Annotated in this window: 16 protein-coding genes; 4 read left to right on the forward strand and 12 right to left on the reverse strand. The window is 49.6% G+C overall.

Features of this window, described 5'->3' with window-relative positions; all coding sequences use genetic code 11:
- Positions 1-54: 54 nt before the first annotated feature.
- Positions 55-537 (reverse strand): nucleoside deaminase, encoded by a 483-nt coding sequence (locus tag A7K98_RS10780; RefSeq protein WP_087488558.1) that lies wholly within the window; start codon positions 535-537, stop codon positions 55-57.
- The gene (locus A7K98_RS10785) at positions 534-1,877 is read right to left on the reverse strand and encodes a nucleobase:cation symporter-2 family protein (protein ID WP_087488559.1); all 1,344 of its coding nucleotides are present in this window, start codon (positions 1,875-1,877) and stop codon (positions 534-536) included. Before A7K98_RS10785 ends, A7K98_RS10780 begins: the two co-directional genes overlap by 4 nt.
- Positions 1,878-1,979: 102 nt before the next feature.
- On the opposite strand from A7K98_RS10785, the gene A7K98_RS10790 reads away from it, so the two are divergent.
- Positions 1,980-2,894: a LysR family transcriptional regulator gene (locus A7K98_RS10790; RefSeq protein ID WP_087488560.1), complete on the forward strand. Its 915-nt coding sequence runs from the start codon at positions 1,980-1,982 to the stop codon at positions 2,892-2,894.
- An 83-nt stretch (positions 2,895-2,977) separates the two neighbouring features.
- On the opposite strand, the gene A7K98_RS10795 is transcribed toward A7K98_RS10790, so the two are convergent.
- The 3 genes from A7K98_RS10795 to zwf all read right to left on the reverse strand — a co-directional run bounded on the left by A7K98_RS10795 (position 2,978) and on the right by zwf (position 8,082).
- Positions 2,978-5,212, reverse strand: coding sequence for a catecholate siderophore receptor Fiu (locus A7K98_RS10795; RefSeq protein ID WP_087490465.1), 2,235 nt, complete (start codon positions 5,210-5,212; stop codon positions 2,978-2,980).
- A gap of 492 nt (positions 5,213-5,704) precedes the next feature.
- On the reverse strand, positions 5,705-6,280 hold the full coding sequence (locus tag A7K98_RS10800) for an Ail/Lom family outer membrane beta-barrel protein (protein ID WP_087488561.1): 576 nt from the start codon (positions 6,278-6,280) through the stop codon (positions 5,705-5,707).
- A gap of 326 nt (positions 6,281-6,606) precedes the next feature.
- The gene (zwf, locus tag A7K98_RS10805; RefSeq protein WP_087488562.1) at positions 6,607-8,082 is read right to left on the reverse strand and encodes a glucose-6-phosphate dehydrogenase; all 1,476 of its coding nucleotides are present in this window, start codon (positions 8,080-8,082) and stop codon (positions 6,607-6,609) included.
- Positions 8,083-8,645: 563 nt separating this feature from the next.
- On the opposite strand from zwf, the gene pyk reads away from it, so the two are divergent.
- Positions 8,646-10,088, forward strand: a complete 1,443-nt coding sequence (pyk, locus tag A7K98_RS10810) for a pyruvate kinase (protein WP_087488563.1) — start codon at positions 8,646-8,648, stop codon at positions 10,086-10,088.
- Positions 10,089-10,149: 61 nt separating this feature from the next.
- Here the strand turns inward: pyk and lpxM are convergent, their stop codons facing one another.
- The 3 genes from lpxM to znuA all read right to left on the reverse strand — a co-directional run bounded on the left by lpxM (position 10,150) and on the right by znuA (position 13,537).
- Positions 10,150-11,112, reverse strand: a complete 963-nt coding sequence (gene lpxM / locus A7K98_RS10815) for a lauroyl-Kdo(2)-lipid IV(A) myristoyltransferase (protein WP_087488564.1) — start codon at positions 11,110-11,112, stop codon at positions 10,150-10,152.
- Between the two features lie 124 nt (positions 11,113-11,236).
- Positions 11,237-12,562 carry a murein DD-endopeptidase MepM gene (gene mepM / locus A7K98_RS10820; protein ID WP_087488565.1) on the reverse strand — a complete coding sequence of 442 codons (1,326 nt, stop codon included), beginning with the start codon at positions 12,560-12,562 and terminating at the stop codon, positions 11,237-11,239.
- 15 nt (positions 12,563-12,577) lie between these two features.
- Entirely contained in the window at positions 12,578-13,537 is a 960-nt protein-coding gene (gene znuA / locus A7K98_RS10825; RefSeq protein WP_087488566.1) for a zinc ABC transporter substrate-binding protein ZnuA, read from the reverse strand.
- Between the two features lie 77 nt (positions 13,538-13,614).
- On the opposite strand from znuA, the gene znuC reads away from it, so the two are divergent.
- Together znuC and znuB are read left to right on the forward strand one after the other, a co-directional pair.
- A complete protein-coding gene (znuC, locus tag A7K98_RS10830) occupies positions 13,615-14,367 on the forward strand; it encodes a zinc ABC transporter ATP-binding protein ZnuC (RefSeq protein WP_087488567.1) in 753 nt (250 codons plus the stop codon).
- Complete coding sequence (gene znuB / locus A7K98_RS10835; protein WP_087488568.1) at positions 14,367-15,152, forward strand: zinc ABC transporter permease subunit ZnuB; 786 nt, start codon at positions 14,367-14,369, stop codon at positions 15,150-15,152. The genes znuC and znuB overlap by 1 nt, the downstream gene beginning before the upstream one ends.
- A 47-nt stretch (positions 15,153-15,199) precedes the next feature.
- On the opposite strand, the gene ruvB is transcribed toward znuB, so the two are convergent.
- The 4 genes from ruvB to A7K98_RS10855 form a co-directional block, all read right to left on the reverse strand.
- A complete protein-coding gene (ruvB, locus tag A7K98_RS10840; protein ID WP_087488569.1) occupies positions 15,200-16,204 on the reverse strand; it encodes a Holliday junction branch migration DNA helicase RuvB in 1,005 nt (334 codons plus the stop codon).
- An 8-nt stretch (positions 16,205-16,212) separates the two neighbouring features.
- Positions 16,213-16,830: a Holliday junction branch migration protein RuvA gene (gene ruvA, locus A7K98_RS10845; RefSeq protein WP_087488570.1), complete on the reverse strand. Its 618-nt coding sequence runs from the start codon at positions 16,828-16,830 to the stop codon at positions 16,213-16,215.
- 91 nt (positions 16,831-16,921) lie between these two features.
- Positions 16,922-17,443 (reverse strand): crossover junction endodeoxyribonuclease RuvC, encoded by a 522-nt coding sequence (gene ruvC / locus A7K98_RS10850; protein ID WP_087488571.1) that lies wholly within the window; start codon positions 17,441-17,443, stop codon positions 16,922-16,924.
- 38 nt (positions 17,444-17,481) lie between these two features.
- The gene (locus A7K98_RS10855; protein ID WP_087488572.1) at positions 17,482-18,225 is read right to left on the reverse strand and encodes a YebC/PmpR family DNA-binding transcriptional regulator; all 744 of its coding nucleotides are present in this window, start codon (positions 18,223-18,225) and stop codon (positions 17,482-17,484) included.
- Positions 18,226-18,264 lie beyond the last annotated feature (39 nt).

The raw sequence follows: 18,264 nt of genomic DNA on the forward strand, positions 1-18,264 counted from the left end.
AGTTCAGCGGATAATGCCATTGTGTCGGCACTATCCGCTGTCTCTTCTGCTTAATTATCTGCTCTGCCAGAACTCACTCTGTAGTTGATGCGTTTCTTCTTCTAATTCTTTGAATGGACCGGTAAGTACTATCGCCTTCTGACCATGCCTGAAGACCTCTTCTGCCGCTAAACTCATTGTCGGGTTTTGGGGATGGCTGCCGGTGCATTCCAGTAAGCTCTGTTCTGACATCCCAAAGACTACATTTCCAATGTTTGCCCAGTAAATGGTTCCTGCACACATACAACAGGGCTCTACTGCGGTGTATAGCGTGCAGTTCCAGAGATAGTCAGCCGGATAGTTTGCAGCAGCAATACGCGCCAGTGTGGATTCCGCGTGGTTTACCGTATCAATATTACATTGTGTCATTAACACTGTCTGATTATCCGGGGCCACCAGCACGGCACCAAACGGATGATTGCCCATTGCCATCGCGCGCCTGCCTACATCGTTTGACAGGCGGAGGAACCGAATCATTTGTGGATGTGTCGCTTTCATACTCTGCTGCTCCCTGTTTTTTCGATACCATTCTCATCCTGTTTACCACTGCCATTAATTACGGCGTTAAGCAGAACTGCGGTGAAGCCCCCGATAAAAATACCACTGTCCAGCAGTAACTTAAGCGATGCAGGCAGACCATTAAACAGACCTGGAAATGCCACCGGTAATGTACCAACACTGACCGATGTCGCGATAATCAGCGCATTTTTCTCTTTTTCACATCCTGCGCGGCACAGTTCCTGTATTCCTGCGACCAGCGTCATTCCAAACATCAGAATACCGACACCTCCCAAAACCGGCCGTGGGATAGTGGCTACCACAGCACCGACTTTAGGGAAAACGCCCAATACGATAAGAATGATACCGGCAATGGTGAGCACTTTTCGGTTGTAGACCCGGGTCAGCATCAGCAGTCCGGCATTCTGAGAGAATGCGTTATACGGAAAGCTGTTCAGACATCCTCCAACGATGGTGGATAACCCATCGGCCCGTAAAGTATCAGCCAGGCGAGTCGGTGTTGTTTTTTGCCCCATCAGGCGGTCAATCAGCAACACATTCCCGGTGGTTTCAGTCATAACAATCACCATCGACAGGCAGGCAACCAGCACTGGCGTTAAGGAGAACTGAGGCATTCCGAAACTGAACGGAGTGCTGATTCCCAGCCAGGACGCCTCAGCCACGGCAGCAAAATGTGTCATGCCTAACGGAATCGCCACCACTGTACCGGCCAGCATGCCCAGCAATGTGCTCAGGTTACGCAACAACCCACGGCCCTTACAATACAGACAAAGGGTGAGTATCAGAGTCACCCCACCGACCAGAAGATATTTCGGAGCGGCAAAATCCGGAGCCCCGGGATTACCCCCGCCGAGCCATATCGCGGCAGCAGGAATGAGTGAGATTCCAATAATAGTAATCACGCAGCCGATCACCAGAGGTGGAAAAAAACGGACCAGTTTGCTGAATAACGATGCAAACCCGACAGTGAACAGTCCGGCGGCTATTGCCGATCCAAACACCGTCGGCAACCCATACTGTTGGCCGATCAACGCCATCGGTGCCAATACCACAAATGAACATCCCTGAATTAATGGCAATCGTGCACCAAAGCGTCCGACACCAACCGACTGAAGTAAAGTCGCCAGCCCTGACGTCAGCAGGCTGGCATTGACCAGCACTATCGTCTGCTGACTGTTCAGATTCATTACCGACGCGATAATTAAGGGGACGGTGACAGTTCCGGCATACATAATCATCACATGCTGCAATCCCAACGACAGTAAGCGACGAACCGACAAAGCATTCGGCTCACCGGATGAAGCCTGAAGGTTACTCATGGATAAACTCCGAAGATATTGATTGAAGTTTTCCAATTTATGTCAGAAAAATAGTTAAACAGAGTTATCAGCTGTCAGTTTTTCTGACAGGTTGGAGAATTAATGCGCTATACATTTGATCAGCTTATGACCTTTGAAAGGGTCGCCCGTACCCGCTCATTTTCAGCCGCTGCCAGAGAATTAAAACGTGCCCCGTCGGCGGTCAGTATGGCAATAGCAAACCTTGAAATTGAACTGAATGTGGTGTTATTTGTTCGCACTCCCCGACAGGTTGAGCTGACTGCAGAGGGACACTCCCTGCTGGCCTACACCCGGGTGGTGCTGGAAAGTTGCCAGGCACTGGAGCAACGCTCTTTGTCCTTCAGCCAGCAAATTGAGAGTAAAATCAGCCTGGCCATCGAAATTCCCTGGTCATTAATTGCCCCGGTGTTATATGAATTTTCTATGACCTTCCCACAAACCGACATTCATATCAGAGAACCTTTCCATGGGGATGTTGAAGCCATGGTCGCCAGCGGGGACGCAGATATCGGGATTGCGATATCCAGACCCATCGATACCGATAAAGTGCAGTTTGTTCAGTTGGGAAAAATTGTCATGGTACATGTGGTCAGCGCTGAACACCCGCTGGCACAAAAGATCCCTGTGACCACCCGGGACCTGCAAACGCACCGCCAGATAACATTTGGTGATGCGGCTAAATCCATTGCCACCACCGAATATCTAACCGGCCCTTCACAATGGCGGGTTGAAAGTTACTATGCCATGCTCGACGCTGTACGGGCAGGCATTGGCTGGGCTTCTATTCCGGCAGAATTTATCCGGCAGGAGCTTAATCACGGTGATCTGGTTGAGTTACGTCAGCAGGAATACCCGCATACAGACTGGCTGGTCGGGATAGATATGTTGTGGGGTAAACGACAGGCTCAGGGCAAAGCTGCCGGCTGGTTAAGAACCCGACTGATGCATCATAAGATTTCAGATCAGGATACTGCTGGTAACAGGACAACACTGTAGCGGAACTACAGATATTATCCTGTACCACAAGATACGTTCACCGGGTTCCCCGTGGCGCACACCACGGGAACCGGCTGTTACTGTCAGAAGTGAACGTTGGCCGTCAGCATCCAGGTCCGCGGGGTACCTGGTGTATAGCGATAACCACTGCGGTTCAGTGCAGCAATGTATTTCTTATTGAACATGTTATACAGGTTGAATTGCAGGTCCAGAGTGGAATTCACCCGCCAGGTGGCCATAGAGTCTGCAACCCAGTAATGATCAACACTGGCAGGGGTTCCTGAAGCACTGTCTTTAATCTTATGCATACTGCCGGTATAACGTGCTCCCAGCCCGACGGTGACCGCATCAGAAACATCCCAGGTCGCCCATGAGGTGAATGCATGTCTTGGGGTAAATGGTATGTAGTCAGACCCGTCACTGGTGGAAGAGGTCTGGTCGGTACGGGTATTTTGCAATGTATAACCCGCCATCAGATGTACTGTATCGGTAATATCTCCCTGAGCGGTCAGCTCATACCCTTCTACCCGTTTTGAGCCTATCTGCACATACTCATTAGTCGTTGCATCCAGTTCGGCATCATTCTTAATATTGGTTCGGAACAGTGCAGCACTGAGTAACAGCTTTTTATTCAGTAATGACCATTTGGTCCCGAATTCTGAGGTTTCTGCCCGCTCAGGTTTAAAATCGATGTTTTCACCGCCACGTGACACGCGGTCGGCAGAATTATCGGTCAGTTTAAAGTCGGTTCCACCTGGTGGTTGCTGGGAGACACCGTAGTTAAGATAGAGATTGCCTTCACTGGTCAGGTGATAAAGCACACCAGCCTTCCAGTTAACCAGATTTCCGGAGTGGCTGAGGTCACTGGTCCCGGTCGCACTTCCTGCCGTGTAATGCGTTTTATAACTATCCAGCCTTAATCCGCCGTTAATCTCAAAGCGGTACGGCAACTTAAGCGTATCAAACGCATATACACCGAGTGTATTAGTACGCGCTTTCGAACCATAGCCGGTGGTACGGGTCACTGAAGTATCAGAGTCAGGATCCAGCAGGTTTACGGCATTAGTACTAAAAGCGTAAGGATAAGAAACATAGTTTTCCTGAGTCAGCTCAAGTCCGGTACTGACATTATGGTGAATACCATAGGTATCGAATTTAGTGGTCAGGTTAGTCTGGTTGGTCAGAATTTTATCGACAGTATCGCTGGAGTTCATATTTCTGGTTCCCCAGACCGAACCGTCAGCATCTTCGGTGACAGTCCCCGCCGTAACCGCAGAAAGCAGGTAACGCTGGCGCGTCTCAGACCAGCGCGTGGTATTACGCAATGTCGTTTGATCGTTAAAGTCGTGTTCCACCCGTGAGGTGAAAGTATCGATCATGTCATGTTCATAATCTGAATCAGTGCCGTAAAATGTTTTAGACGACACGGCACTGGCATTGTTTAACACGCTGTTTGCGTTGGTATATCCCGGCAATCCGACGGTATAAACGCCGCCATCCGGGGTATTATCCTGTTGTTCATGAAAGTAATCCAGGTACCAACGGGTGGATGTGCCCAGACCAAAGGCCAGTGAAGGTGCAATACCATATTTTTCATGATTAACGTCATTACGACCTTTAGTATTCCCTTTGTCCCCCATCACATTGACCCGGAACGCAGAAGTGTCACTAAGCATCTGGTTGTAGTCGAGGGTTGCCCGTCGTTCGGAGGCACTACCATATCCCACAGATCCGTCAACTCCGGTATAGAGTTCAGGCTGTTTGCTTACCATATTTATGGAACCGGAAGGCGCCGTACGTCCATAGTCCGATCCGGACGGACCTTTAATTACTTCGATACTTTGGGTATTAAAGGTATCGCGGGTGACACTTTCAATATCACGTATGCCGTCGATATAGATGCTATTTGAGGTATCAATTCCCCGCATCATGATGGCATCACCCATATTGGTGGTGCCGTTTTCTCCCGAGAAAAAGGCCCCTACGCCAGGAGAGTTTTTCAAAGCATCCGTCAGAGTTGTCGCCTGCTGTTCCTGAATAACTTTATGTGGAATGACTGTCACAGTCCGGGTGGTGTCTGCCAGCGGTGCGGTAAATTTCGGGTCAGTGAGTGTCTGTGGAAGATACAACGACGGTAAGCTCTCCCCTGTCACTACCAGGGTATTTCCGGCATCGGTTTTAGCGATATCGTTATTCTTCTGTCGGGTAGCCGGTTTGCTAACTGTTGAATTACCGGTAGTTGTTGCTTGCTGTGTAGTCTGAGCCTGAACCGCGACTGGCAGTGCACATATACCCGCAAAAACGCCTAATGTACTCATGGTTTTAAACGCAGGTGCCACATTATTTTTCTTTTTCAAGGAACTATTCGCTCAATGTAATGATTGTGATAATCATTCTTATTTATATTTCATTTTTATGTAAGCTCAGTTTTACATTTCTTTTCAATTTAATGAAATATGAAGTAAATGAGGAGTTAAAGCTTATAATTTGTCTGTTTTACAACCAGTTAAAGTTCAAAAAACAATCTTATTTTGCAGGGCTGTGCATGGGGTAAGGATATTTGTCGGTAGTCTGCACGGCTTCCGGCACCATCAGGCTGAGCAGCAGCGCCAGTGAGAGATTTTGACATTTTGTCCTCTCTGCCGTCTTCTCAGGAATAACCAGGATAAATACAAACCGATACCCTAAACAGAGTGCCGGTTTATCTTTGATAATGTGTTGCGGGTCAGAGGGTAAAAGTGAAACCCGGCAGTATGATTAACGGCAAGGATTGCTGTCCGGACGAACAGTAATTACGCCGCTGCTGTGCATCAGAATTTAACTCCGACACCCAGACTGAGAACATTTAAGTTATAGCGTGTATCACCGACTTTTGGCCTTGCGACAGAGTAGGAAAAATCGACAACCACAGAAGAGAGCGGATTAATCTGGGTACCCAGGCTTATTACCGGCGATAAATGTTGAAAAGTATCGGTAAACTGCTGTTCTGTAAGAGTACCGTTACCGTCTGTCCGGTTCATTTTCCATTGCTGGTTCAGCCTTACTTTATTTAACCCGGCCAAACCATACAAACTGAAAAATTCATTGAAACGCAAAGCGGGTCCCGCCATCAGTGAAGCCATTTTTACCCTGCCCGACCCACTGGTTATCGCTTGCTGCCCGGCACTGATATTCCCGATTTCTTTTGTCTGAAAACTGAGCGAGGAAATCACACTCCACGGAGATCCCCATTCAAAGCGATACTTAATATCTGCCCCGTGCAATTTAACTGAATCCAGTTTTTCCTGTGTGTATCCCAGGCTCAGACTGTGCTCAGCCGCGTTTAGTGTAGAACTGTACGTAAGAAGTGCAGCAATCATTGCCGCCAGTGAAACCGTAAGTTTCATTGCGAATCATCCCTAATCATTTTCTGTGAGTGTTACCTGTACCTGTGTAACGCACCACAGTTTAGCGATTCAGCATATTTTGTCGCTGTTGCCCGGAATGAATTGTGACCTGACAAAGAAGGAATTGATCTGTCGCGTGGACCTTACACAAAGAACAATTTTTTTATAACTTAAAAACAATAAGTTATAAAAATTATTAGCGAAGTTTATCGCCGTAAAAGCGCAGTTCAGACAAAACCAGAGGTGTGTGATGGCAGTTTGCTGTTCGGTTTGTGGCAAAAAAAATGGCCTGCAAAGCAGGCCATTAGTCAGTTCAACAGGACGAATTACTCGAATTCATTCCATGAACGCCCGTCACGGGTGATCATAGCCACGGAAGCCACTGGCCCCCAGGTTCCTGCCTGATAAGGTTTAGCACCTTCACCGTCTACTGCCCATGCTTCAACGATGGAGTCAACCCAGGTCCAGGCTGCTTCAACTTCGTCACGACGCACAAACAGTGCCTGAATGCCGCGCATAGTTTCCAGCAACAGACGCTCATAGGCATCAGCCAGGTGCGACTGGTTGAAGGTCTCTGAAAAACTCAGATCCAGCTTGGTGGTCTGAAGTTTGTGTTTGTGATCCAGCCCCGGCACTTTATTCAGAATCTCGATAGCAACACCTTCATCGGGTTGCAGACGAATAGTCAGCTTGTTCTGAGGCAGTTCTGTGTAGGAATCTTTGAACAGGTTCAGTTCAGGGTTTTTGAAATAAACCACAACTTCAGAGCACTTGGACGGGAGACGTTTGCCGGTTCTCAGATAGAACGGTACGCCAGCCCAACGCCAGTTATCAATATCCACCCGGATAGAAACAAACGTTTCTGTGGTACTGGTTTTATTAGCACCCTCTTCTTCCAGATAGCCAGGCACTTTTTTGCCCTGAACAAAACCAGCAGTATACTGGCCGCGTACTGTCTTATCACGGACGTTAGTCTGATCGATACGGCGCAGAGAGCGCAGCACTTTAACTTTCTCATCACGGATACTGTCGGCACCCAGATCGGATGGAGGAGACATCGCGATCATTGTCAGAATCTGCAACAGGTGGTTCTGAATCATATCCCGCATCTGACCTGCCTGGTCGAAATAACCCCAGCGACCTTCAATGCCCACTTCTTCAGCAACGGTGATTTGCACACTATCAATAGTGCGGTTATCCCAGTTGTTAACGAAGATTGAGTTTGCAAAACGCAGTGCCAGCAGATTCAGTACGGTCTCTTTGCCCAGATAGTGGTCGATACGGAAAACCTGGCTCTCTTCAAAGTACTCACCAACACTGTCGTTGATTTCACGGGAAGTTTCCAGCGAGGTACCCAGTGGCTTCTCCATAACAACGCGGGCAGGCCTGGCATTCAGTTTCGCCTGTCCCAGCCCTTTACAGATGGCACCAAAGGTATTCGGTGGCATTGCAAAGTAGTTAATGGTGGTACGTTTCTTCTGATCCAGCATCTTTCCTAAACGGACGAAGTGGGCGCTGTCGTTGACATCCAGGTTACAAAAATCGAGGCGATTGCTGAGTTTATCCCACAGCGTTTCATCGATTTTTTCCTTCATAAAGGTTTCCAGGGCTTCGCGAACCACTTTGGTGTAAGCAGCTTTATCCCAGTCTGCTCTTCCCACACCAATGATGCGTGAATCTTCATGGATCTGTCCGGCTTTTTCCAGCTGATAAAGGGATGGCAACAGCTTGCGGCGCGCGAGATCACCTTTGGCACCGAAAATGACCAGATCACATGCCTGGGCCTGATGGGTTACCGACATTCTATTCTCCTCGTTGCAGAATTACCGTCACTGTCTGCTGACATTGTCGGACTCTTTCATTATTCAATTGCGTTACACTGTACTGCTTTCATAACACCAGGTAAATACAAGGTTAATCCCCTGATGTTTCAATGGGTTCTGTAGTGGCGTTTGCAATCTGACTTCGGCAGACAGAAACACAGTCATCATATCTACGTGAAACTGTTAGTGATAACTTATCCATTAGGGCGATTTTATCATTTCTGCATTGTTTTTAGTGAGTGACTAAGATTGAAATTGCCTCTGCCAATAATAGCCGGTGACTTTTTTTGTGCCACAGTTTAGGGTGGTAGCGTCATTTTTTTCACACTGTCTCAGCCAGAAAAAAATAAATCATCTTTCGTTGCACCGAATCAAAGATCTGCTGTTCAAATCGCGCTGTGATAATAACAGTTCGGGCAGTGTCTTATTTAACATTATGACAACATTTTAGCTCGAAACAGATAACATATTTCGGCTAGAATACCGGCATAAATTCCGCTGTGGCGACTATCCCGCAGTTTTTTTGTCAATGGAGTCCTTCAATGTCACGACGTCTCAGAAGAACCAAAATTGTTACTACCCTTGGTCCGGCCACTGATCGCGATAATAATCTTGAAAAGATCATTGCTGCAGGTGCCAACGTAGTCCGTCTGAATTTCTCGCATGGAAGCCCTGGAGATCACCAGGCCCGTGCAGATAAAACACGGGAAATTGCGGCAAAACTGGGGCGCCATGTGGCTATTCTCGGGGATTTACAGGGTCCTAAAATCCGCGTTTCCACCTTTAAAGACGGTAAGGTATTCCTGAATGTAGGCGATGCCTTCCTGCTGGATGCTGACCTGGGTAAAGGTGAAGGCGATAAAGATAAGGTCGGGATTGATTATAAGGGCCTGCCACAGGATGTTGTCCCGGGTGATATTTTATTACTCGACGACGGTCGCGTTCAGTTAAAAGTGTTGCGGGTCAATGACTCTCAGGTGTTTACCGAAGTGACTGTTGGTGGTCCGCTGTCAAATAACAAAGGCATCAATAAGCTGGGTGGCGGATTATCTGCTGCGGCTCTGACCGAGAAAGATAAAGCGGATATTCATACTGCCGCCAAAATCGGAGTCGATTATCTGGCGGTCTCTTTCCCTCGTTCCGGTGCTGATCTGCAATACGCCCGTAAGCTGGCACAGGAAGCGGGTTGCGAAGCGCAGATTGTGGCCAAGGTGGAACGCGCAGAAGCCGTGGCAACCCAGGCAGCCATGGATGACATAATTCTGGCTTGTGATGTGGTGATGGTCGCCCGTGGTGATCTTGGCGTGGAAATTGGCGATCCGGAACTGGTGGGTATTCAAAAAACACTGATCCGCCGGGCTCGTCAGCTTAACAGAACCGTAATTACCGCGACCCAGATGATGGAGTCGATGATCACCAACCCGATGCCAACCCGTGCTGAAGTTATGGACGTAGCTAACGCCGTGCTGGACGGGACCGATGCCGTTATGCTGTCAGCAGAAACTGCCGCCGGTCAGTATCCCGCAGAAACTGTCAGTGCCATGGCTAAAGTCTGTCTCGGTGCGGAGAAAATCCCTAGCGTAAACGTCTCGAAACATCGTCTGGATGTACAGTTTGACAATATCGAAGAAGCCATAGCCATGTCTGCCATGTATGCCGCGAATCATCTTCGCGGAGTGACCGCCATTATCACAATGACCGAGTCTGGCAGAACGGCACTGATGACTTCACGTATAACCTCAGGATTACCCATTTTTGCGATGTCCCGTCATCCGAAAACACTGAGCCTGACCGCGCTGTACCGCGGTGTTACGCCGGTAGCCTTCAAAAGCTACACCGACGGTGTCGCAGCTGCCTACGACGCTGTAACGCTGTTACGTGATAAAGGTTATCTGATGACAGGCGACCTGGTGATTGTGACTCAGGGAGATGTGATGGGCGCCAGCGGAACGACCAATACCAGCCGTGTCCTTCGGGTAGAGTAATCTGGTTTATTCTGCGGACAATCTCATTGTCCGCAGAATATCTGTAGCACGAATTCAGTGGTTAAAGATCTTTACGCACATAGGGTTCAGTATCCCCTTCCCGCCGGGTTTTCAGTAACTTAAGTATCCACGTGTACTGTTCCGGATGCGGTCTGACAAAAATTTCCACTTCCTCATTCATCCGCCGTGCCAGGGTAGGATCATCGGCCTGTTCCAGACCTTCCATCGGCGGGCGGATATAGATATCAAGCTGATGTGTTTTTCCATTGTACACCGGGAATAATGGTACCACCTGCGCGCGGCATACCTTCATCAGCCGGCCAATCGCCGGCAGTGTGGCTTTATAAGTTGCAAAAAAGTCAACGAATTCACTGTGTTCAGCACCGTGGTCCTGGTCAGGAAGATAATAACCCCAGTAACCCTGTCGGACTGAGCTGATAAAGGGTTTAATCCCGTCATTTCGGGCATGCATACGTCCGCCATATCCGCGACGTAAGCGATTCCAGATATAATCCATCAGCTGGTTTTTCTGATTATGGAACATCGCGGCCATTTTCTGACCTTCAGAAGCAAGCAACATGGCAGGGATATCCACGCCCCAGCCATGCGGGACCAGAAAGATAACATTCTGCTGTTGTTCCTGTAGCTGACTGATTATCTCCCGGCCATGCCAGACTACCCGCTTGCGAACCGGCTCCGGCTTTTTCAACGCAAGTTCTGCCATCATCACCATCGCTTGTGGTGCGGTAGCAAACATCTGATCAATAATCAGCTCACGTTGTTCTTCCGACAATTCAGGCAGGCAATACAACAGATTAATTCGGGCACGTCGGCGGGCACTTTTCGCCAGCCGGCCAACCCACTTCCCCAGCGTCCCCAGCACAGGGTCGCGAACAGTGACCGGCAGCAAAGCCATACCACCCAAAGCAGCAATAGCTACCCAGTTACCCCAATACCGGGGTTTCAGAAATTCCGTCTTAAATTGCGGAATAAATTCGACATTGTTCTTTTTTTCATTCTTCATGCACTGGCCTCTGTAGATACCGGGATCATGATAGTGCTGAAGGGATATTTTGCAATAATCATCTGCATAAATGAAAAAAGCCGGATGAAAATACACCGGCTTGATCAGAGGGGAACTCTTCGGTCTATAAAGTCAGTTGCTTCTGCCAGCCTTTCACATCTGCCAGGTACTGCTTACGTGCACCGCCATTCAGCCCTTCCATTCTTGGCATCTGCGCTGTCAGCGGATTCACTGCCTGGTTGTTGATCCAGATTTCAAAATGCAGGTGCGGTCCGGTCGAACGGCCGGTATTACCGGACAACGCTATCCGGTCACCACGTTTCACTTTCTGTCCGGGTTTAACCAGTACACGGCTGAGGTGCATATAACGGGTCATATACTGGCGACCATGGCGCAGTGCCACATAGTTTCCGGCTGCGCCTCCGTTTTTCGCAGTAATCACCTCTCCGTCGCCAACTGCCAGCACCGGCGTACCTACCGGCAGAGCAAAATCGACGCCTCGATGCGGAGCAATCCGGCCAGTAACCGGGTTGAGGCGACGCGGGTTGAAATTAGAGGAGACACGGTACTGTTTCACCGTCGGAAAGCGTAAGAAGCCTCGTGACAACCCGGAACCGCTACGATCATAAAATTTTCCGTCATCTGCGCGGAAAGCATAATAATCTTTACCTGAGGAACGTAATCGTACCCCCAATAACTGGCTCTGCATGGTTTTACCATCAAGATTTTCACGGGACATCAGGACGCTGAATTTATCCCCTGCCCGTAATTTGCGAAAATCCATTTGCCACTGTAGCGCCTTAATTACCGCACTGGCTTCCGCCGCCGACAGTCCCGCACGCTGAGCGCTCTGAGAGAAGCTACCCTGCACCGAGCCCCGCAGAACGCTGTCCTGCCAGATCCCTTTCTGAATGGTCGGCGTCATGGTAAAACCGCCCTGAGCAGTACGCTGATAATCACGGGTTTCTCTGCGCGAAATTTCCCAGCTCAGCGTTTGTAACTGACCATCTGCATTGAGTGTCCAGCTAAGGCTCTGCCCTACGTTGACATTACGCAACGCTTTATCGCTGCTTACCAGAGCATTGATATCGGTGAGATCAATTCCGTACTGATTCAGGATACTGCTTAGCGTATCACCAGAGGATACTGTGTAATCACGCCCTGTCGGGGTATCACTGTCCGGGGTGTCATCCGGCGGAACATCTTCTTCATCTGCTGCTGAGTTATTCTGGTCCAGTGGTTCACTGGCTTCCGGCAATATATGGCTGAGTTGTTCTGTGTCGGTTTCAATATTTCTGACTATCGATTCTGATGCATCACCGTGCGGGTAAAACGGCGGCCGCCATACTGCGACAGCCAACGTTATTACGCTGAGCGACCCCAGGATAATGCGATGAGGTCGCGGCAGGTTATTAAATGCCAGGGCGACAGAGCGGGCAATCTGTTGCACTAAATTGTTTTCCTTTTATGCTCCTTTCAGGCAGCTCGTGTACTGAACAGACAGCTGTGACAAAAATTGCACATAACTCTCTCGGGTGACACTGATATTCATTCCCAGCGGGTCAAGAGTACCTTTACGCACCGACGTACCACGGGCAACCGCATCTATAACGGCTGGCCTGAATTGTGGCTCAGCAAAGACACATACGGCCTTTTGCTCAACCAACTGTGTTCTGATTTGATGTAATCGCTGAGCTCCGGGCTGGATTTCAGGATTCACAGTAAAATGTCCCAGCGGTGAAAGACCGAAATAGTTTTCAAAATAGCCATAAGCATCATGAAAAACGAAGTAACCTTCGTGAGCTACCGGTGCCAGCCGGGCACGTATTTGTTTATCGGTCTGAGCCAGCCCGGCTTTAAATAATTCCAGGTTGGCATCCAGTTGGTCTTTACGATTTGGTATAAGTTCCAACAATTTATCATGAATTGCAATCGCCGATGCTTCCGCTATCTGCGGTGACATCCAGATATGCATATTATATTCACCATGAGAATGATGAACATCAGAGTTCTCCGTAGCTGAGGATACGTGCTCATCATGATGAAGACCGTGATCATGATCATCATCATCTCCTTTGATTAATAGCGGGGTTACCGCGGGTAGTGCGGCAAGTTGCATACTTTTCCCGGCCGGTAAGCCCGCCACTGCACGGGTCATAAAAGCTTCCATCTCCGGCCCAACCCATATCACTAACTCTGCGTTTTTTATACGTTTTATCTCAGAAGGCCGCAGTGCATATTCATGCTCAGATGCACCATCAGGCAGTACCACACTTACCGGGGTCACCCCGTCGGCAATGGCTGCAGCAATAAAGGCCAGAGGTTTGACAGAAGTGACCACTTCACTGTGAACAGTTGCCGGAAATAACCCGCTGAAACCCAGCACAGACAGCAGCGAAAAATAGCACGATTTTAAATGTAACATTTTGATTCAAACCTTCAGAATACCGACAATAATTGTGATATTATAACATTATAATTTTGTTGCAAACTGTAAAAGCCATGACTGAACTGGTCGCATTAGACAATATCTCGGTAGACTTTGGTCACCGTAATGTTTTGAGCAATATCACCCTGTCAATTGAAGCCGGGAGAATTCTGACACTGATGGGGCCAAACGGCGCCGGGAAATCGACACTGGTGCGCCTGATACTGGGTTTACTGAAGCCCGACAAGGGCTCCGTTCGCCGGTTAAATGGTCTGACGACCGGCTATGTCCCTCAAAAACTGCATATAGATCCTACACTGCCACTCACAGTAGACCGTTTTATGCGTCTCTCCCCTCGGGTGAAAGCCGCCGATGTATTACCGGCACTGATCCGGGTGCAGGCAGCGCATCTGCAATACTCCGCGTTACAGACACTTTCCGGTGGAGAACTGCAACGGGTACTGCTGGCCCGCACATTACCCGGTCGTCCGCAATTACTGGTGTTAGATGAACCGACGCAGGGTGTTGATGTTAATGGTCAGGTTGCACTTTACGATCTGATTAATCAGCTGCGCCATGAATTGAACTGCGGAGTGCTGATGGTCTCCCATGACCTGCATCTGGTAATGGCAAGGACAGATGATGTGCTCTGTCTCAATCATCACATTTGCTGTTCAGGCACTCCGGAAGTCGTTACACAGCATCCGGAATTTATCGCCCTGTTTGGCCCGCGTGGGGCAGAAGAGCTGACCATCTATCGCCACCACCATAATCATCGCCATGACCTGCAAGGCCGGATTGTGTTACGTAAAAGGAATGAGCACTGATGATTGAACTCCTGTTGCCTGGCTGGCTGGGCGGTATGTTACTGACGCTGGCGGCCGGTCCGCTCGGCTCATTTGTTGTCTGGCGCCGCATGTCCTATTTTGGCGATACCCTGGCCCATGCTTCATTACTTGGGGTAGCTTTCGGCCTGCTGCTAAATATTAATCCCTATTATGCCGTGATTGGAATCACACTGTTGCTGGCGTTGTTGCTGGTATTGCTTGAGCACCGACAGCAGCTGGCTATCGATACTTTGCTGGGAATCATGGCCCATAGTGCATTATCACTCGGCCTGGTGGTAGTCAGCCTGATGTCGAACATCAGAGTGAATCTGATGGCCTATTTGTTCGGAGACTTATTGTCGGTAACACCCGACGATTTGTGGATAATTGGGGGTGGCGTACTGGCGGTGGTTGCAATCTTGCTGTGGCAGTGGCGTTCACTGCTCTCCATGACCATTAGTCCTGAACTTGCACAGACAGAAGGCATTAATCTGCAACGTTGCCGAATCCTGTTAATGCTGACCACAGCGCTGACGATAGGAGTAGCCATGAAGTTCGTCGGGGCACTGATTATCACTTCATTACTGATTATCCCTGCGGCTGCGGCACGGCGCTTCTCACGTTCACCTGAGCAAATGGCCGGATTCGCAGTAATCTGCGGGATGCTGGCTGTCACCGGAGGAATGGCTTTTTCCGCCTTCTATGATACCCCTGCGGGTCCGTCAGTGGTGCTCAGTGCAACATTGCTGTTTATGCTGAGTCTGCTCAAAAAGAACGCCGTGTAAATCGCTTTCAGAAGGTGCGCTCTGCACCTTCTGAAATTATCTGTCGTTTACTCGTCACGAACAATATTAAAATGCCGGTAGGCGTGCTGTGTGGCCATCCGGCCCCGGGGAGTGCGCTGAATAAAGCCCTGCTGAATCAAATAGGGTTCGATAACATCTTCAATCGTTTCCCGCTCTTCACCGATGGCCGCCGCCAGATTATCCAGCCCTACCGGCCCGCCGGTGAACTTGTCGATAATTGCCAGCAGCAGTTTACGGTCCATATAATCAAAACCTTCACTGTCAACATTCAGCATATCCAGTGCGCTGGCAGTGATATTTCCACTCATCTCTCCGTCGGCCCGCACTTCTGCGTAATCACGGACGCGGCGCAATAAGCGGTTAGCAATACGTGGTGTACCCCGCGCACGGCGTGCTATTTCCAGAGCCCCTTCCGGAGACAGTGGTAAGCCCAGACAGGCTGCACTGCGCGCCACAATTTTCTGTAAGTCAGCAACCTGATAAAACTCCAGCCTCTGCACAATTCCGAAGCGGTCACGCAGCGGTGATGTCAGTGAACCGGCCCGGGTGGTGGCACCAATCAGAGTAAACGGGGGTAAATCGATTTTGATCGATCTGGCCGCAGGCCCTTCGCCGATCATAATATCCAGCTGATAATCTTCCATCGCCGGATAGAGCACCTCTTCAACTACCGGTGATAAGCGGTGGATCTCATCGATAAACAGCACATCGTGGGGTTCAAGGTTAGTCAGCATCGCTGCCAGGTCCCCTGCTTTCTCCAGGACCGGACCGGAAGTGGTACGCAGGTTAACGCCCATTTCGTTGGCGACAATATTGGCCAGCGTGGTTTTCCCCAGACCGGGTGGCCCGAAAATCAGCAAATGGTCCAGAGCATCATTGCGCATTTTGGCCGCTTTGATAAAGATTTCCATCTGCTCCCGCACCTGGGGCTGCCCGACATATTCATCAAGCAACTTCGGGCGAATAGCACGGTCCAGACTTTCTTCTTCGCTCTGCGGCGCAGCGGAGATCAGACGGTCAGCTTCTATCATAGTGGTCCTTATATCGCTGCACGTAATGCTTCACGGATTAATGTCTCACAATCAGCGCCGGGCTGCCCGACTTTACTGACCATCCGGCTGGCTTCCTGAGGCTTATAGCCCAGTGCCACCAATGCAGATACTGCTTCGGCTTCGGCATCATTCGCTTCTGACGGTGCGGATGAAGGTGCAGACAACTCAAACGGCGTGTCACCGGAGAACAGATCGCCATGCATCCCTATAAAGCGGTCTTTCATTTCTACCACCAGCCGTTCAGCGGTTTTTTTACCCACACCAGGCAGTTTAATCAGCGCACCAATTTCCTGCTGTTCAACAGCATGAACAAACTGCTGAGCCGACATGCCGGACAGAATAGCCAGTGCCAGTTTTGGCCCAACGCCGTTAACCTTAATCAGTTCACGGAACAGGGTTCTCTCCTGTCGGTTGTTGAAACCAAACAGTAACTGAGCATCTTCTCTGACCACAAAATGGGTAAAGACTGATGCTTCCTGCTGCAGTTCCGGCAATTCATAAAAGCAAGTCATTGGCATATGAACTTCATAACCCACCCCGTTCGCTTCAATTAATACCAGCGGCGGTTGTTTTTCCAGTATAAGACCCCGAAGCCGACCAATCACTCTGCGTATCCTTCTGTTTTAAGCACTGCTGTGGGTTATAGCATAAAAAAGGCTGGATGAATATCCAGCCTTCGTCTTGTGTTCTGCTTTTTCAGCGCAATCTGCCACGTGCCAGTAATAACGCATTATCACTGACCCGTATTGCATTCTGACTGATATGACAATGGGTAATGGCAATTGCCAGAGCATCGGCAGCATCGGCCTGAGGATTCGCAGGGAGTTTCAACAAATTACGAACCATATGCTGAACCTGCGCTTTTTCCGCTGCTCCGGTGCCAGTGACCGTCTGCTTTACCTGACGTGCGGCATATTCAAACACCGGCACTTCATTATTTACCGCAGCCACAATCGCCGCTCCGCGGGCTTGCCCCAGTTTTAATGCCGAATCTGCATTCTTCGCCATAAACACCTGTTCGATGGCGAAATAGTTCGGCGAAAACTGAGTAATGATCTCGCTAACCCCGGCATAAATCAGTCGCAGGCGCTCAGGTAACGCCGGGGTATTAGTGCGAATACAACCACTGCCCAGATAAGTCAGTTGCCTGCCAACCTGGCGGATAACTCCATATCCGGTAATGCGTGACCCAGGGTCAATCCCCAGAATTATCGCCATAGTAACGGCCCTGTGTCGCGGTTATTGTGCATGACAGATTACAGGGTTTCTGCAATCTCATCAGAAATTTCACCGTTATGGTAAACTTCCTGCACATCGTCACAGTCTTCCAGCATATCGATCAGTCGCAACAGTTTAGGAGCAGTGTCGGCATCCATTTCTGCTTTGGTCGATGGAATCATAGTCACTTCAGCGTTATCTGCTTTCAGTCCACCAGCTTCCAGAGCATCACGAACTTTGCCTAACTCTTCCCAGGCAGTGAACACATCGATAGCGCCGTCATCATAGCTCATCACATCTTCTGCGCCGGCTTCCAGTGCAGCTTCCATGATAGTGTCTTCGTCCTGGCCTGGTGCGTAAGAAATCACACCTTTACGGCTAAACAGATAAGCCACTGAACCATCAGTCCCCAGGTTACCCCCGGTCTTAGTAAACGCGTGACGCACTTCAGAAACGGTACGGTTGCGGTTATCACTCAGACATTCCACCATCACGGCGCTGCCACCAGGACCGTAACCTTCATAGATGATGGTTTCCATGTTGCTGTCATCTTCGCCGCCCACGCCACGTGCGATAGCACGGTTCATCGTGTCACGGGTCATGTTGTTGGACAGCGCTTTATCCATCGCAGCACGAAGACGCGGGTTAGAACCGGCATCGCCACCACCCAGTTTGGCGGCGGTAACCAGTTCACGGATAATTTTGGTAAAAATCTTCCCGCGTTTGGCATCCTGTGCCGCTTTACGGTGTTTGGTGTTAGCCCATTTACTGTGTCCGGCCATATGTTTGGTCTCTCACTATCTCGTTATCAGATAATCGGG

The organism is Tatumella citrea, from assembly GCF_002163585.1.
GTDB classification, from domain to species: Bacteria; Pseudomonadota; Gammaproteobacteria; order Enterobacterales; family Enterobacteriaceae; genus Tatumella; species Tatumella citrea.

Bases quoted from the DNA above. Each gene is read 5' to 3' on its own strand.
- A7K98_RS10780 (WP_087488558.1), bottom strand. From the start codon at position 537: ATGAAAGCGACACATCCACAAATGATTCGGTTCCTCCGCCTGTCAAAC.
- A7K98_RS10785 (WP_087488559.1), bottom strand. From the start codon at position 1,877: ATGAGTAACCTTCAGGCTTCATCCGGTGAGCCGAATGCTTTGTCGGTT.
- A7K98_RS10790 (WP_087488560.1), top strand. From the start codon at position 1,980: ATGCGCTATACATTTGATCAGCTTATGACCTTTGAAAGGGTCGCCCGT.
- A7K98_RS10795 (WP_087490465.1), bottom strand. From the start codon at position 5,212: ATGAGTACATTAGGCGTTTTTGCGGGTATATGTGCACTGCCAGTCGCG.
- A7K98_RS10800 (WP_087488561.1), bottom strand. From the start codon at position 6,280: ATGAAACTTACGGTTTCACTGGCGGCAATGATTGCTGCACTTCTTACG.
- zwf (WP_087488562.1), bottom strand. From the start codon at position 8,082: ATGTCGGTAACCCATCAGGCCCAGGCATGTGATCTGGTCATTTTCGGT.
- pyk (WP_087488563.1), top strand. From the start codon at position 8,646: ATGTCACGACGTCTCAGAAGAACCAAAATTGTTACTACCCTTGGTCCG.
- lpxM (WP_087488564.1), bottom strand. From the start codon at position 11,112: ATGAAGAATGAAAAAAAGAACAATGTCGAATTTATTCCGCAATTTAAG.
- znuA (WP_087488566.1), bottom strand. From the start codon at position 13,537: ATGTTACATTTAAAATCGTGCTATTTTTCGCTGCTGTCTGTGCTGGGT.
- znuC (WP_087488567.1), top strand. From the start codon at position 13,615: ATGACTGAACTGGTCGCATTAGACAATATCTCGGTAGACTTTGGTCAC.
- znuB (WP_087488568.1), top strand. From the start codon at position 14,367: ATGATTGAACTCCTGTTGCCTGGCTGGCTGGGCGGTATGTTACTGACG.
- ruvB (WP_087488569.1), bottom strand. From the start codon at position 16,204: ATGATAGAAGCTGACCGTCTGATCTCCGCTGCGCCGCAGAGCGAAGAA.
- ruvC (WP_087488571.1), bottom strand. From the start codon at position 17,443: ATGGCGATAATTCTGGGGATTGACCCTGGGTCACGCATTACCGGATAT.
- A7K98_RS10855 (WP_087488572.1), bottom strand. From the start codon at position 18,225: ATGGCCGGACACAGTAAATGGGCTAACACCAAACACCGTAAAGCGGCA.